Source organism: Paenarthrobacter sp. AR 02, assembly GCF_021538675.1.
GTDB lineage: Bacteria > Actinomycetota > Actinomycetes > Actinomycetales > Micrococcaceae > Arthrobacter.
Genome location: NZ_JAJUKH010000002.1, coordinates 39,126 through 52,735 on the forward strand (window position 1 = coordinate 39,126; position 13,610 = coordinate 52,735).

Annotated in this window: 14 protein-coding genes; 9 read left to right on the forward strand and 5 right to left on the reverse strand. The window is 63.7% G+C overall.

Features of this window, described 5'->3' with window-relative positions:
• The first annotated feature begins 40 nt into the window (after window positions 1–40).
• Window positions 41–1,708, forward strand: a complete 1,668-nt coding sequence (locus LRQ04_RS06350; protein ID WP_235518809.1) for an ATP-dependent DNA helicase RecQ — start codon at window positions 41–43, stop codon at window positions 1,706–1,708.
• Between the two features lie 13 nt (window positions 1,709–1,721).
• On the opposite strand, the gene LRQ04_RS06355 is transcribed toward LRQ04_RS06350, so the two are convergent.
• The gene (locus tag LRQ04_RS06355; RefSeq protein ID WP_235518811.1) at window positions 1,722–2,645 is read right to left on the reverse strand and encodes an NAD(P)H-hydrate dehydratase; all 924 of its coding nucleotides are present in this window, start codon (window positions 2,643–2,645) and stop codon (window positions 1,722–1,724) included.
• Window positions 2,629–3,405: a histidine phosphatase family protein gene (locus LRQ04_RS06360; RefSeq protein WP_235518813.1), complete on the reverse strand. Its 777-nt coding sequence runs from the start codon at window positions 3,403–3,405 to the stop codon at window positions 2,629–2,631. The genes LRQ04_RS06355 and LRQ04_RS06360 overlap by 17 nt, the downstream gene beginning before the upstream one ends.
• Window positions 3,406–3,539: 134 nt before the next feature.
• Here LRQ04_RS06360 and LRQ04_RS06365 point away from each other — a divergent pair, with 134 nt between their 5' ends.
• Together LRQ04_RS06365 and LRQ04_RS06370 are read left to right on the forward strand one after the other, a co-directional pair.
• Entirely contained in the window at window positions 3,540–4,820 is a 1,281-nt protein-coding gene (locus LRQ04_RS06365; protein ID WP_235518815.1) for an NAD(P)/FAD-dependent oxidoreductase, read from the forward strand.
• Between the two features lie 66 nt (window positions 4,821–4,886).
• Complete coding sequence (locus LRQ04_RS06370; protein ID WP_235518816.1) at window positions 4,887–5,348, forward strand: GatB/YqeY domain-containing protein; 462 nt, start codon at window positions 4,887–4,889, stop codon at window positions 5,346–5,348.
• 15 nt (window positions 5,349–5,363) lie between these two features.
• On the opposite strand, the gene LRQ04_RS06375 is transcribed toward LRQ04_RS06370, so the two are convergent.
• The 3 genes from LRQ04_RS06375 to LRQ04_RS06385 all read right to left on the reverse strand — a co-directional run bounded on the left by LRQ04_RS06375 (window position 5,364) and on the right by LRQ04_RS06385 (window position 6,907).
• Entirely contained in the window at window positions 5,364–6,095 is a 732-nt protein-coding gene (locus LRQ04_RS06375; RefSeq protein ID WP_235518818.1) for a DUF72 domain-containing protein, read from the reverse strand.
• A gap of 42 nt (window positions 6,096–6,137) precedes the next feature.
• On the reverse strand, window positions 6,138–6,359 hold the full coding sequence (locus LRQ04_RS06380; RefSeq protein WP_235518821.1) for a hypothetical protein: 222 nt from the start codon (window positions 6,357–6,359) through the stop codon (window positions 6,138–6,140).
• Window positions 6,360–6,448: 89 nt separating this feature from the next.
• Window positions 6,449–6,907 carry a MarR family winged helix-turn-helix transcriptional regulator gene (locus tag LRQ04_RS06385; protein ID WP_211712778.1) on the reverse strand — a complete coding sequence of 153 codons (459 nt, stop codon included), beginning with the start codon at window positions 6,905–6,907 and terminating at the stop codon, window positions 6,449–6,451.
• Window positions 6,908–7,046: 139 nt separating this feature from the next.
• On the opposite strand from LRQ04_RS06385, the gene LRQ04_RS06390 reads away from it, so the two are divergent.
• Genes LRQ04_RS06390 through menE form a run of 6 tightly spaced genes read left to right on the forward strand, consistent with a single transcriptional unit; the run spans window position 7,047 to window position 13,495 of the window.
• The gene (locus LRQ04_RS06390) at window positions 7,047–7,991 is read left to right on the forward strand and encodes an SDR family NAD(P)-dependent oxidoreductase (RefSeq protein ID WP_235518823.1); all 945 of its coding nucleotides are present in this window, start codon (window positions 7,047–7,049) and stop codon (window positions 7,989–7,991) included.
• Between the two features lie 2 nt (window positions 7,992–7,993).
• Entirely contained in the window at window positions 7,994–8,884 is an 891-nt protein-coding gene (locus tag LRQ04_RS06395) for an amidohydrolase family protein (protein WP_235518825.1), read from the forward strand.
• Window position 8,885: 1 nt separating this feature from the next.
• Entirely contained in the window at window positions 8,886–10,082 is a 1,197-nt protein-coding gene (locus LRQ04_RS06400; protein WP_235518826.1) for an acyl-CoA dehydrogenase family protein, read from the forward strand.
• 31 nt (window positions 10,083–10,113) lie between these two features.
• Window positions 10,114–10,569, forward strand: coding sequence for a MaoC family dehydratase (locus LRQ04_RS06405; protein WP_235518828.1), 456 nt, complete (start codon window positions 10,114–10,116; stop codon window positions 10,567–10,569).
• A gap of 41 nt (window positions 10,570–10,610) precedes the next feature.
• Window positions 10,611–11,936, forward strand: a complete 1,326-nt coding sequence (locus LRQ04_RS06410) for an MFS transporter (protein WP_235518830.1) — start codon at window positions 10,611–10,613, stop codon at window positions 11,934–11,936.
• Between the two features lie 11 nt (window positions 11,937–11,947).
• The gene (menE, locus tag LRQ04_RS06415; protein WP_235518831.1) at window positions 11,948–13,495 is read left to right on the forward strand and encodes an o-succinylbenzoate--CoA ligase; all 1,548 of its coding nucleotides are present in this window, start codon (window positions 11,948–11,950) and stop codon (window positions 13,493–13,495) included.
• Window positions 13,496–13,610: the final 115 nt, after the last annotated feature.

The following is a 13,610-nucleotide window of genomic DNA, read 5'->3' on the forward strand; positions in this document are numbered from 1 at the left end:
AAGTGGCCGCAGGAACCACCTATGCGGAGCTTTCCTCTTAATGTCCGATGACCTTGCCCTCGCCGCCCTCGCGGCGTCTTCCTTTTCCCTCCCAACTTTGCGCGACGGCCAACTGGCCGGCATGAGTGCCCTGGTCGAGGGCCGTGATGTCCTGGCCGTCATGCCCACCGGGTACGGCAAATCCGCTACGTACCAGGTGGCGGCCCAGTACCTTCATAACAAAACGGGACGACCCGCCGTCGTGATTTCTCCCCTCATTGCCTTGCAGGAGGACCAGCTCGACGGCCTGGCCGAGGACCTGGGGGAGGGCGCCGCGGTCGCGGTCAACTCGTCCCACAGTGATGCCGACGTCGAGGCCGCATGGGAGGCGGCGGGTTCAGGCCGTGCCACATTCCTCTTCCTCGCGCCGGAGCAACTGGCCAAGCAGGAGACGGTGGACCGGATCGCCGCGATGGACGTCACCATGTTCGTCGTTGATGAGGCGCATTGTGTTTCGTCCTGGGGCCACGATTTCCGGCCCGACTACCTGGACCTTGGAAATGTCCGCAAACGCTTGGGCAACCCGCCAGTGCTGGCATTGACCGCCACAGCATCCCCGCCGGTGCGCGACGAGATCGTGGAGCGCCTGGGCATGACGGACCCACTGATCCTGGTCCGCGGTTTCGACCGCCCCAACATCAGCCTCGACGTCGTCCGCCACCAGGACGACAAAGGCAAGCGTAAGGCCGTGGTGGAACAGGTCGCCGCATTGGCCAAGACCGACGGTTTGGGGCTGCTTTACGCCGCAACACGCAAGGACACGGAAAAGTACAGCAGCAAGCTAGCCGAGGCCGGGCTCCGTGCAGAGGCCTATCACGCGGGCAGGAATGCCTCCGAACGCGAACGCATCCACCAGCAGTTCCTGGATGACGAACTGGACGTTGTGGTGGCCACGACAGCGTTTGGAATGGGCATCGACAAGGCAAACGTGAGGTTCGTCGTACACGCGGACATCCCGGAGTCCCTGGATGCCTATTATCAGGAAATCGGACGTGCTGGCAGGGACGGGGAGCCCGCCTCAGCCATCCTCCATTACCGGGAGGAGGACTTGGGGCTGCGGAAGTTCTTCGGCACCCATTCGCCGGACCCCGAGGCTCTTCTCGCGGTGTTAACCGTGGTGAAGAACGCCAAGTCGCCAGCTCCCAAGAGCGCCATTGCAGAGCTCACCGGCTTCCCGCCGCGGCGAGTCACCGCGCTGGTAAGCCAGCTCGAGGAAGCCAGTGCCGTTACCCCCGGAAAACGTGGCGTCCGGCTCACGTCCAAAGCCAAGCTGCCCGCTTTGGTGGAGCGGGCGGTCGAGCTGGCCGAAGCCCGGCAGCGCGTAGACCAATCCCGGCTCACCATGATGCGTGCCTACGCTGAAACGGACGGTTGCAGGCGCCAGTTCCTCCTGGGGTACTTCGGTGAGGACATGCCACAGCCGTGCGGCAATTGTGATGCGTGCACCGAGGCGGCAGGCCGCGCCGAACCGCCGGCTGGTACGGACCCTGTGCCCGCAGCATCTGATGAGCCGTTTCCGCTTCAATCAACGGTGATCCACAAGGAGTGGGGGCAGGGCCTGGTGATGCGCCACGAGGATGACGTCATCACAGTCCTGTTCGAGCAGGAGGGTTACAAGACCCTGTCCCGCACTGCGGTGGTGGAGCACGAGCTGCTGAGACTGGCGTAGTTTGGCTGGGGCGTCACGTGTTCAGTTCCAGCATGAGGGCAGGGAGTTGGTCGCTGAGCTCGCGGGCCAGGAAGCCCAAGGGACCGAGCTTGCTGGCCAGGCGATCGGCCGCAGCCGCGTGGAGGTGCGTGCCCCAGCACGCAGCCTGAGCGTCGCTGGTTCCGCGGGCCCGTAACCCGGTGATGGCACCGGCAAGGACGTCGCCGCTGCCCGATGTCCCCAACCCGCCGTAGCCTGTGGTGATTTTCCAGAGTCCGGGCGAGTCCGCGTCCGGGGTGGATGGACCGGCAATGTAGCCCTGGCAGCTGACCACGGCGTCAAAGCGTTGGGCGATCTCCACGATGGCCCCTTCCAGAGTGTCCACGTCCCGGCCCAGCAGGATCCCGGCTTCGGTGGGGTTCGGCGTGAGGATCAGCCGGCCACGCCACGGCCCGATGTGGTCTTCCAGCTTGGTTAGCGCCCCCAGCGCATAAGCGTCAAGAACGACGGCGGGGCCGCCGTCGCCGTCCGGGTCACCGCTTTGTTCCTCCCGCTCCAGCAGCGCCCTAAGCATCGTCTCAGCCAGGTCGAGATCGTCCAGGCCAGGACCGATCAGGACCGCGTCCGAACCGTCCAGATAGGAAGATATCCGGTCCAGGCCTTCGCCGGTTAGAGATCCGTCATCTGTTTCCGGCAGGCCCAGCGCCCCGCACTCCGGGAAAGCGATGCCCACCGGCACAGCCACGGATTCAGCGACCGCCAACGATATTTTTCCTGCACCCGCGCGAAGGGCGGCGGTGCCGGCAAGCAAAGCCGCGCCCGGGGTGGCACGTGCCCCGCCTATGACCAGCACTGCTCCACGTGAATACTTGCTGTCGCCCGGTGCCGGCAATGGCCAGTCACGCAACAGGGACGGGGTCACCAGAGTGGGCTGTTCATGGTTAATGGGGGTGGACACTGGCGTCTCCGGAGTGCTCGGTGACCGTCACGCCTTGCTCGGTCAGGTGGTCGGCCACGTTGAAGCTTTCCAATTCCCAACGGCCCGAACCACTGGGACGGACGTAGCGGGTGATCGAGGCGTTGAGTACCGATGTACTCGCCGCGAGGTCCAGGATTTCGTCCTCCGTCATGCCCTCCAAGACGTACCGGATCAGTAGGATCACGGCGTCATGGCAGACCAACATCACCCGGTGGCCGGCCGCGAGGGTGTTGAGTTCGTCCAGGACCGAGCGCAGCCGCAGGGCAACGTCCGCCCACGATTCGCCGCCCGGCGGCCGGTAGTACAGCTTGCCGAGCCAGAGCCGCCGCTCGGCCTCATCCGGGTACCTGCTCTCCACTCCACGACGTGTCAGCCTGTCCAGGATTCCCAGTTCGCGGTCACGCAGGCGCTCATCCGTGAGCACTTTCACGGGCCAACCCGCCGCCTCGACCGCGATTTCCGCTGTCTGCCGGGCGCGTGCGTAGGGGGAGGACACCACGGCATCGGGCCGCAGCTCCTCTGCGATCCTGGCCAACGCCGTACCCAGGGCTTTGGCCTGCTCTTGCCCGGTCCCGGACAGGTTCACATCGGGGTCCCTCGCAGGTACATCGATGATTTCCGCTCCGGACAGGTGGGCCTCGGTTGCGGCCACGTTGCCTTCGCTCTCACCGTGCCTTATCAGCAGCAACTCAACAGCCCCGGCCTCCTGCACAGCGTCTGTCAGTCCGTCCTCTTTCACTAAAGATCACCTTTCCGCGTGCTTTGCCGAATTCAGAACCCTACCCACTGCGTACCCACCGGACCAGAGACTAAACGTGAGGTGTCCGCCGTCGACCCCTGTCGCATGGACCTCCCGTGAAGTAAGTTGCTCGCATGGAGGACTCATACCAAGTCATTGTGGTCGGTGCCGGATTCGCAGGCGTTGCAGCAGCCAAGGAGCTTGGCCGAAAGGGCATTCGCGTCCTGCTCATCGATTCGAACAACTACCACCAGTTCCAGCCGCTCCTTTACCAGCTGGCGACCTCGCAAATCGGAGTCTCGGCCATTGCCCGGCCCCTCCGCTCGGTCTTCCGACGCTTCAAGTCCGTCCGGGTCCTGACCGCGAAGGTGGAATCCGTGGATGCGGCAGAGCGGTCCGTCACCACAGCGGAGGGCCGAACCCTGCGCGCAGAGGTCCTGGTCATCGCCGTCGGAGCCGTCCCGAACTTCTTCAATACGCCCGGCGCGGAGGAGTTCGCGTTTCCCTTGTACTCGGTCACCGATGCCACCCGACTCGGTACGGGCCTCACCCGGTTACTGGACCAGGCCGACAGGAGCCCCGACGGATCCGTGGACGTTGTAGTGGTGGGCGGTGGCCCTACCGGGGTAGAGACCGCCGGGGCCATGGCAGAGAACGTCAAATACGTTGTCAGCAAGTACTTTTCGCCCGGCCTTGCTGCGCGGTGCAAAGTGCATTTGGTGGACATGGTTCCGAGTGTCCTGAACATGTTCTCCACCAAATCCCAAAGCTACGCCACGGAACACCTGACCAAGATCGGTGTCCAGTTGCGCATGGGCGTCGGGGTCACTGAAGTTCGCAAGGACGGCGTGACGTTGGCTGACGGCAGCACCGTTCCTGCACAGATTGTTGTGTGGGCCGGCGGCCTGAAAGCCGGTGACCTGATCGCCAACTCCGGGCTGACGCAGGGGAGGGGAGGGCGCATCGATGTTAATCCCGACCTGACCGCGCCCGACGTTGACGGGGTATACGTCCTGGGGGATGCCGCCAACATCACCGATTCCACCGGAGCCAAGCTGCCCCAATTGGGATCCGTCGCCCAGCAAGCGGGCAAGTGGGCGGCCAACAACATCATCGCCGACCTGCGGGGAGGCACCCGAAAGCCGTTCAGTTACTTCGACAAGGGGTACATGGCGATGGTTGGCAGGGGTGCTGCCGTGGCTGAGCTCGGACGCAAACGCCACCAGTTGCAGGGGCCTTTCGCTTTCCTGTCCTGGCTGCTGGTACACCTCGCCCTGCTGTCCGGACTCCAGCAGAAAGCACGTGCGTTGTTCTCCTGGCTCAACGGGTACGTCCTGCACAGCCCGGCCCAGGTTGTGGTGAGCGGACCGGTCGAGAAGGACCCGCCGGAGCAGACCCCGCCTGGGACTGCCTGAACACCTGAGTGCACCGCTGGGCGCCGAACTGGGAAGATAGCAGGAGGACCCCAAACAAGGAGCATCATGTCACTCAAAGAACGCTTGAAAGCGGACGTCGTCGACCATATGAAGGCCGGCAACAAAGTCGCACTCACCACGGTTCGCAACGTCCTGGGCGAAATCACCACCCGCGAGAAGTCCGGCAAAACGCCGGTGGAGCTCGACGACGCCCAGGTCACCTCGCTGCTGCAGAAGGAAGCTGCCAAGCGCCGCGACACCGCCCGCATCTATACAGAGGCTGGCGAAACCGACCGTGCCGCCGCAGAGGTGGCTGAAGCGGAGATCATCGAGGCCTACCTGCCCAAGGCCCTCACCCGCGAAGAGGTGGAAGCAATCGTGGACGAGGCTATCGCTGACCTGAAGGCGGACGGCCAGGAGCTATCCATGCGGTCCATCGGAGCCGTAATGAAGCCCGTTACCGCCAAGGTGGCAGGACGCTTCGACGGAAAAACCGTTAGCGAAATTGTGCGCGGCCGCCTGGGCTAGCAGCGGAAGCGAGCGTCAGCCCGCCCCAAGCAGCCACCGCAGAGTTTCAGCGTTCCGCACGGCGTTACCACCGCCGTCGTTGTTGAAGTAGGCGTAAACGTCCTTGCCGGCGTCACCCCACTCCCGGATCCGGTCGGCCCACCACCGGAGGTCGTCATCGGAGTACGAGCCACCGTAGAGATGCTGGTGGTCCGGGCCGTGCAGCCGCAGATAGACGAACGGCGCAGTGGCCCGGAGAATGCAGGGGAGGTTGGCTCCGCTCATGATGCAGTACGCGGCCTCATGGCGTTCCAGCAGCGCATACACCTCGGGGTGGTCCCAGCTGTCGTGCCGGAATTCGACGGCGACGCGGATCCAGTGGGGCAGGGCGGCCAGGAAGTAGTCGAGCCGGGCGTCGTCACGGGCGAAACCGGGCGGGAGTTGGACCAGCAGCACGGCCCTCTTGTCGCCCAGTTCGTGCCAGCAGCGCTCTATCCGCTGCACCCAGACTTCCGGGCTGTACAGTTTCTTGGCGTGCGTGAGGCCTCGCGGGGCCTTGACCGACATGGCAAAACCGGGAGGCAGCCGGTTCCGCCAGCTGGCAAACGAGGTGTCGCGGGGCCAACGGTAGAAGCTGGCATTCAGTTCCACGGTGTTGAACCGCGCCACGTAGTGAGCTAAACGCTTGGCAGTCGGAAGGCCGGGCGGATAGAGAACGTTCTCCCAATGGTCATAACTCCAGCCGGATGTACCTATGTGGATACCCATGCTGGAAATGTACCCGCGTCGGATGCCTGCTAACGCGAGCCGCTACTGCTTCGCTGCGGTACTGGCCATGAGGGCCCGGAGGTCCTCTGCGACTTTGGCGACCTCACGTTGGCGGGCACTGCGGATCGGCTTTGATCCGTGGACTGCCGGACGCTCCGCGCGGCTGGAGTTGTGCGATTGGCGGCGAATTTGGGGGTCCCGAACGGGCTGCGCGTCAACAGCGACGGCGCCCTGGAAGGGATCGTGAAAGAGCGGGAAGTTCATGATCCCTGATCCTGACACAACCACGGAACCCCCGAAATGGACAGTTGCATATCGTCCTATGTGGGCGCTGTGCAGATGTCCATGCAGGCCTACCCCCACAGCGCCTTCTTGAGCAGCGCCCTGAGCTGCAGGTTTTCGTCCTCGCTCAGTCCCTCAAGTTGCGTCTGTTCGCACACTTCAAGTGCCGCCCGGGCCTTGTTGTGGATCCGGCGGCCCTCGGCGGTGGAAACGATGATCTTTGCGCGTCGGTCCTGCTTACCCTGGGCCCGTTTGACCAGGCCGCGGTGTTCGAGGTCGTCAACCAGGCTGACAACCTGGCTGGGATCCAGGCTGAGGAAATCGGCCAGCTCGCGCTGGGTAGGTTCCAGTCCGCTGCAGGCGAGTGTCAGCACGGAAAACGACCGTTCCCGAAGGCCGTAGTCCGCCAGCGCCTTGTTGTTCAGGAGGGAACCGGTGGCGTGGAGCTTGGCCAGCAGCAGGCCCACATCGTTGCCGATTTTGGCGGCGGCCAGGCGCGGGGTTTCCACTTCGGTGCTTTGCGGTCCCATGACAACTCCAATAGTAATGAAAAACAATCGTTGACTTTTTCAATGATCCGTATTCTCATTGATCATGACAAGGATCTCACGCCGCAGTGGGATCGGCCCCACCGGCTCCGGCCGGTTACTGCATGCGAAGGAGCACGCCATGAGCTTGAACGGCAAGGTTGCAATCGTCACCGGGAGCGGACAGGGTCTTGGACTCGCTTACGCGAGGGAGCTCGCCCGCCAGGGAGCCGCCGTCGTGATTAATGACGTGAACCAGGAAACCGCTGCTGCCGCAGTCGCGCAGATTGAGGCTGACGGCGGCCGGGCCACCGCCGTCGTGGTCCCGGTGGGCAGCACGGATGCCGCCAAAGCGCTGGTGGCGGGCGCAGTCGATACGTTCGGGCGGTTGGACATCCTGGTCACCAACGCCGGCATCCTGCGGGACAAGAGCCTGCTGAAGATGACCGACGAGGATTTCGACCTGGTCATCAACGTGCATCTGAAAGGCACCTTCACCTGCGTCCGTGAAGCGTTTGCATACTTCAAGGAAAACAACATCGCGGGCCGTATCATCACCATCGGATCCCCCACGGGCCAGCGCGGCAACTTCGGACAGACCAACTACGCCGCCGCCAAGGCCGGAATCGTGGGAATGGTCCGGACCTGGGCGTTGGAGATGAAGAGGGCCGGCGTGACGGTCAATTCCGTGATCCCGGTGGCCGCCACCGCGATGACCAAGACAGTCCCGTACTTCCAGAAGGCCGTGGAAGCGGACGAGCGTGGCGAGGCCATGCCGTCCTTCTTCCGCCACGACCTCGGTTTCGGAACGGCCGACGACGTCGCCGGGCTGATTGCCTTCCTCGCCTCCGACGAAGCTGCCGGGATTACCGGCCAGGCGATCGGCGCCGGCGGTGACCGGCTGCAGGTCTGGACCCACCCGACCGCTGCCACCACCGAATACCGCGAAGGCGGCTGGAGCTACGCCGCACTGCGGGAGAGCGCCGGCACGCTCTTCGGCCAGGAAAACCTCCAAAGCTACGGCGAGGAATTCCTGCCGTTGCCCGAGGAACTGCAGCCCGAACCGGCCAAGGCTGAGGCCCGCTGATCATGGCCACCCGTTACGAACCGGGCATCGACGCCGCCGCGCTGGACGCGATCGATATGCACGTCCACCTCGAAGTGGACAGCTGCGGCCACGGCTCACTTCCTGATGCGCTCACGGAGGCCTCTGCAAAGTACTTCAAGGCCGAGGACCGGACGCCGTCGCTGGACAGGATTGCCGAGGTTTACCGCGAACTGAACATGGCCGCCGTCGTCTTTACTGTTGACGCGCGCACCCAGCTCAAGCACGAGCCCAACAGCATCCCGGAACTCATCGAGGGCGCAGCGCGGAACAACGACGTGCTGATTCCCTTCGGCAGCGTGGACCCGCGGACGGGTGAGGACGCCATCGCCGGGGCCAAGCACCAGGCCGTTGAGCTCGGTGCCCGTGGCTTCAAGTTCCACCCGTCCTTGCAGGGCTTTGACCCGTCCAACGAGCAGTTCTACCCGCTCTGGGAAACGCTCCAGGAGTTGGGCTTGCCGTGCATTTTCCACACGGGCCAGAACGGCATGGGCGCCGGCCTTCCCGGCGGGTTCGGGATCAAGCTGGCCTATTCCAACCCGTTGTTGCTCGATGCTGTCGCCGCCGACTTCCCGGGCCTGCAGATCATCATGGCGCACCCCTCGGTGCCGTGGCAGGACGAGGCCAACTCGATCGCGACACACAAGGCCAACGTGTTCATCGATCTGTCCGGGTGGTCCCCGAAGTATTTCCCGGAATCCCTGGTCCGGCTCTCCAACTCGGTGCTGCAGGACAAGGTGCTCTTCGGCACAGACTTCCCCCTGATCACTCCGCAGAAGTGGCTGGGCGCCTTCGCGGACCTGCCGTTGAAGGACGAGGTCCGGCCGAAAATCCTCAAGGACAACGCTGTGCGGTTGCTCGGGCTCGGTGGTTGAGATGTCCACCACCGCATTGGAACAACGGCTCTACGCAGTGGGGGACTGGTACGATGCCGAAGCGCTCCTCGCTACTGAAGAGCGGGAGGTGTTGGCCCGGCTTCGCGGCTTCCTGGACGCCGAGGCCAAGCCGCTCCTGGCCGGGTACTGGGAGCGGGGGGAGTTCCCGCAACAATTGGCCCAACCGCTGATCGACCTTGACCTGATGGAACCCTTCGACGCTCCAGCCCGGGGCATCTACCAGGGTTTCCGGATCTTCGAACTCGCACGGACCGATGCTTCCCTGGCCACCTGGTACACCGCGCAGGCCGGGTTGTTCCGGACGGCGATCCGGGTGGGCGCATCCGAGGAACAACAGAAAGAGTGGATGCCCCGGGTTGTGGATTTTTCACTCAAGGGTGTCTTCTCCCTGACCGAGCCGGAACACGGCTCGGACATTGCCGGCGGACTGGCCACCACCGCCCGGTTTGAAGAAGATTCCGACGGCGGAACATGGGTTCTGGACGGTGCCAAACGTTGGATTGGGGGCGCCTCAACTGCGGATGTGCTGTGTGTGTTCGCCCGGGATGTCGCCGATGGACAGGTCAAGGCCTTTCTCGTGGACCGAACCGCCGCCGGCGTCAGCCTGGAGAAGATCACGGGCAAGACGTCCCTGCGGATGATGCAGAATGCGCACATTACCCTGGACGGTGTCCGCGTCCCGGAAGCCATGCGCCTTCACAACGTGAACTCCTTCAAGGATGTGGCGGCGATGCTGCGCGCCATGCGCTCGGACGTTGCCTGGATCGCTACCGGAATACAGGCCGGGGCGTTCGAAGCCGCACTGGCGTACGTCAAGGAACGCCAACAGTTCGGCCGGTCGCTCGGTTCCTTCCAACTGGTGCAGGAAAAGCTGGCCCGGATGCTTGGCAACCTCACTGCATCCCTCTCACTCGTGGTGCGGCTGACCGAACAGCAGAGCGCAGGGATCGTGCGGGACCAGGACTCGGCGCTCGCCAAAATGCAGACCAGCCTTCTGATGCGCGAAACCGTCGCCCTGGCCCGCGAAGTGGTGGGCGGCAACGGCATTACGCTCGCCGCCGACGTCGCGCGTTTCCACGCCGACGCAGAAGCTGTCTATTCGTACGAGGGCACCCACGAAATCAACGCCCTCATCATCGGCCGCGCCCTCACGGGCGAGAGTGCCTTCACCCGCTGAATCTCTTCAAACAACAACACAGGAGGCAAAGATGCCCAATCTCGTCGTCGATTTCGACACCCTGCTCACCATGTCCGGCAAGGACCTTGGCACCACTGATTACCGGGAAATCACCCAGCAGCAGATCAACCTCTTCGCGGACGCCACGGACGACCAGCAATGGATCCACACCGACCCCGAGCGCGCCAAGGACGGCCCCTTCGGTGCCCCGATCGCGCATGGTTTCCTCACGCTTTCCCTGATCATCCCGTTCTGGGGAGAGCTGTTCGACGTGGACGGGGTCACCACCAAGGTCAACTACGGCCTGGACAAAGTCCGCTTCACCTCACCGGTCAAGGTGGGCTCCAAAGTCCGCATGAACGGCACCATCGCCGAAGTCAGTGAAGTCAAGGGCGGCGCCCAGATCAAGGTCAACGCCACCATCGAAATCGAAGGCCAGGAACGCCCCGCCGTCGTAGCTGAATTCCTCGCACGCTTCTACAAATAAACCTTCCACCAGCAATATCCCTCCTCTCCCAAGGAACAGCCATGTCAGGACACACTGCGCTCGCAACATCGAGCACGGCCGCTAAGCGCAAAGAAGCACGCACGGTCATCTTGTCCAGCTATCTGGGCAGCACCATCGAGTTCTACGACTTCCTGCTGTACGCAACAGCCGCGGCCGTTGCCTTCCCCAAAGTCTTCTTTGCCGGTACGGACGAATGGGTTGGCGTGGTCGCCGCCTACGCCACCTTCGCGGCCGGCTACGTCGCCCGGCCTTTGGGCGGCATCATCTTCGGCCACTTCGGTGACCGGATCGGCCGAAAAGGGATGCTCATCGTCTCGATGGCCATGATGGGCATTGCCTCCACGCTAATCGGGCTGATCCCGGGAGCGAACGTCATCGGTCCTTGGGGTGCCGTACTCCTTGTGGTCCTGCGCGTCTGCCAGGGCATCGCCGTCGGGGGTGAATGGGGCGGCGCCGCACTGATGGCGCTGGAACACTCGGACCCCAAGCGGCGGGGGTTCGCGGCATCGTTCGTCAACGCTGGTGCGCCGACGGGTGCCGTGCTGGGAACAGTGGTCATGGGCATCTTCTCCGCCCTTCCGCAGGATGCTTTCCTTGCGTGGGGGTGGCGCGTGCCGTTCCTGCTGTCCTTCGTGCTCCTGATTGTCGGTATGTTCGTGCGGCTCCGGGTCTCCGAAAGCCCCATCTTCGCTGAAGCGGTGGCCAAGGAAAGCGCACAAGGAACCAAGCGCAAGATCCCGCTGCTGGAAGTGCTGCGGCGTCCGAAGGCCCTGATCATGATCATGTTCGCCGGTGCCGCCGGGTTCGGACTGCAGGTAGTGCTGCCCACATTCTCCGTCACCTACGCGGTCTCCAAGGGCGCACCCCAGCAGGGCGTGCTCTATGCCTTCGCGGGAGCCTCGGCCATTTCCATTCTGTTCGTCCTCCTGGGCGGAAGATTGTCCGACCGTTTCGGACGGCGTCCAGTGATGGTCACAGGGTTGGCTTTGTTCATCCTGTACCTGTTCCCCATGTTCGGGATGCTCAGCTCGGGCAACATCGCCATGATCTTCCTGGCCTTCACCGTTGCCCTAATCCTGCATTCCTCCCTTTACGGGCCGCTGGCCGCGTTCGTGTCCGAGCAGTTCGGCACCACCAGCCGCTACACCGGTGCCGCGGTGGGCTACCAGTTGGCCACCCTGATCGGTGCCGGCTTCACCCCGGGCATCGTGGCTGGCCTCTACAAGGACGCGGGGCAGAGCATCGTCCCCGTGGTGGTGTTCCTTTCGGCAATGTCATTGGTGTCGATTGTCTTCATCCTGCTCACGCGGGAGTCTAAGAACAACGACCTTTCATCGGTCAGTTAGGAGTACGGACCATGGACAACAACGGAGTTGGATCCTGGCTGCACCGCCGCCGCGCAAAGTCCGGGACCAAAACGGCCCTCGTCTCCGGCAGCCGGAGCCTGGGCTACGACGAACTCTCGACCCGCACCGATCGCCTGGCCAATGCACTTGTCGCCCGCGGCGTGGGCAAAGGGGACCGGGTGGCTTACCTTGGCGAAAACCACCCATCGTTCGTGGAGACCTTCTTTGCCTGCGGGCTGGTCGGGGCCATCTTCGTGCCGCTCAACACCCGGCTCGCTGCCCCGGAACTGCAGTTCCAACTGCAAGACTCCGGCGCGCGGCTCCTGGTCAACGCTTCCGCTTTGGAGGTCGTAGCGGGTGCGTCCACGGCAGGAACCGACGTCACTCACCGCCTCGTTGTGGCGCCCGACGGCGACGCCGGGTCCGTCGCTGAGCTGCCACCCGGCGTCGAGCATTATGGCGACGCGATTGACGCGGCAGGTGACACGCCACTGGATGTGGCCGTGACCCTGGACGACGGCGCCATGATCCTTTACACCTCCGGCACCACGGGCAAGCCAAAGGGTGCGCTGCTGACGCACGGCAACATCACCTGGAACTGCATCAACACCGTGGTGGACATGGACCTGAACCGCAACGACGTGGCCCTCATGATCTCGCCCCTGTTCCACGTGGCGTCCCTGGACATGGGCTTGCTGCCGATGCTGCTCAAGGGCGCCACCGTGGTTCTCGAAGCAAAATTCGACGCCGGACGGGTACTGGAACTGGTGGCCGAGCACAGAGTCACCACGCTCAACGGCGTCCCGACCACATTCCAGATGCTTTGCGACCATCCGGAATGGTCGACGGCGGACCTCAGCTCCCTGGACAAGCTCACCTGCGGTGGTTCTGCCGTTCCGCAGCGGGTGCTTGACGCCTATGAGGAGCGAGGCATCGGTTTCACCAGTTGCTACGGGATGACCGAAACCGCGCCAGGGGCGACGATGCTGCCGGTGTCCCGGTCGAAGGAGAAGGCCGGATCCGCAGGGTTGCCGCATTTCTTCACGGATGTGCGGATTGCCGATCCTTTGGGAGGCGTTGCTGCGCTTGGCGCGGTGGGCGAGATCCAGATTTCCGGCCCCAATGTCATCAAGGAGTACTGGAACCGGCCCGAGGCCACCGCAGACAGTTACGCGGACTCTTCCTGGTTCCGTTCGGGCGACATGGGCCACCAGGACGAAGAGGGGTTCCTGTTCGTCTCGGACCGCCTCAAGGACATGATCATTTCCGGAGGCGAGAACATCTACCCGGCGGAGGTGGAAGCTGCCATAGCGGAGCTGCCTGAGGTGGGGAGCGTGGCCGTGATCGGTGTTGCCGACGAAAAGTGGGGCGAAGTGCCCCGGGCCATCGTTACCCTGCGTGAGGGGAGGACCTTGACGGAGGAGCAACTGCGCTCGCATCTGGAAGGGCGCCTTGCCCGGTACAAGATCCCCAAGTCCGTGGTCTTCGTCGAGGAAATGCCACGGACGGCCAGCGGGAAAATCCGCAAGATGGACCTGCGGAAACAGTTCGCTCAATAAGGGTTCCCCACCCCCGGACGCTCGCTCACATCCCGCCTGTTTGGTTTGGACGCTCTCTCACGTTCCGCCTGTTTGATCCGAACGCTCGCTCACATCCCGCCCGTTTGGTGGGGAC

Bases quoted from the DNA above. Each gene is read 5' to 3' on its own strand.
- LRQ04_RS06400 (WP_235518826.1), top strand. From the start codon at position 8,886: ATGTCCACCACCGCATTGGAACAACGGCTCTACGCAGTGGGGGACTGG.
- LRQ04_RS06390 (WP_235518823.1), top strand. From the start codon at position 7,047: ATGAGCTTGAACGGCAAGGTTGCAATCGTCACCGGGAGCGGACAGGGT.
- LRQ04_RS06395 (WP_235518825.1), top strand. From the start codon at position 7,994: ATGGCCACCCGTTACGAACCGGGCATCGACGCCGCCGCGCTGGACGCG.
- LRQ04_RS06405 (WP_235518828.1), top strand. From the start codon at position 10,114: ATGCCCAATCTCGTCGTCGATTTCGACACCCTGCTCACCATGTCCGGC.
- LRQ04_RS06370 (WP_235518816.1), top strand. From the start codon at position 4,887: ATGTCACTCAAAGAACGCTTGAAAGCGGACGTCGTCGACCATATGAAG.
- LRQ04_RS06380 (WP_235518821.1), bottom strand. From the start codon at position 6,359: ATGAACTTCCCGCTCTTTCACGATCCCTTCCAGGGCGCCGTCGCTGTT.
- LRQ04_RS06385 (WP_211712778.1), bottom strand. From the start codon at position 6,907: ATGGGACCGCAAAGCACCGAAGTGGAAACCCCGCGCCTGGCCGCCGCC.
- LRQ04_RS06410 (WP_235518830.1), top strand. From the start codon at position 10,611: ATGTCAGGACACACTGCGCTCGCAACATCGAGCACGGCCGCTAAGCGC.
- LRQ04_RS06365 (WP_235518815.1), top strand. From the start codon at position 3,540: ATGGAGGACTCATACCAAGTCATTGTGGTCGGTGCCGGATTCGCAGGC.
- LRQ04_RS06375 (WP_235518818.1), bottom strand. From the start codon at position 6,095: ATGGGTATCCACATAGGTACATCCGGCTGGAGTTATGACCATTGGGAG.
- menE (WP_235518831.1), top strand. From the start codon at position 11,948: ATGGACAACAACGGAGTTGGATCCTGGCTGCACCGCCGCCGCGCAAAG.
- LRQ04_RS06350 (WP_235518809.1), top strand. From the start codon at position 41: ATGTCCGATGACCTTGCCCTCGCCGCCCTCGCGGCGTCTTCCTTTTCC.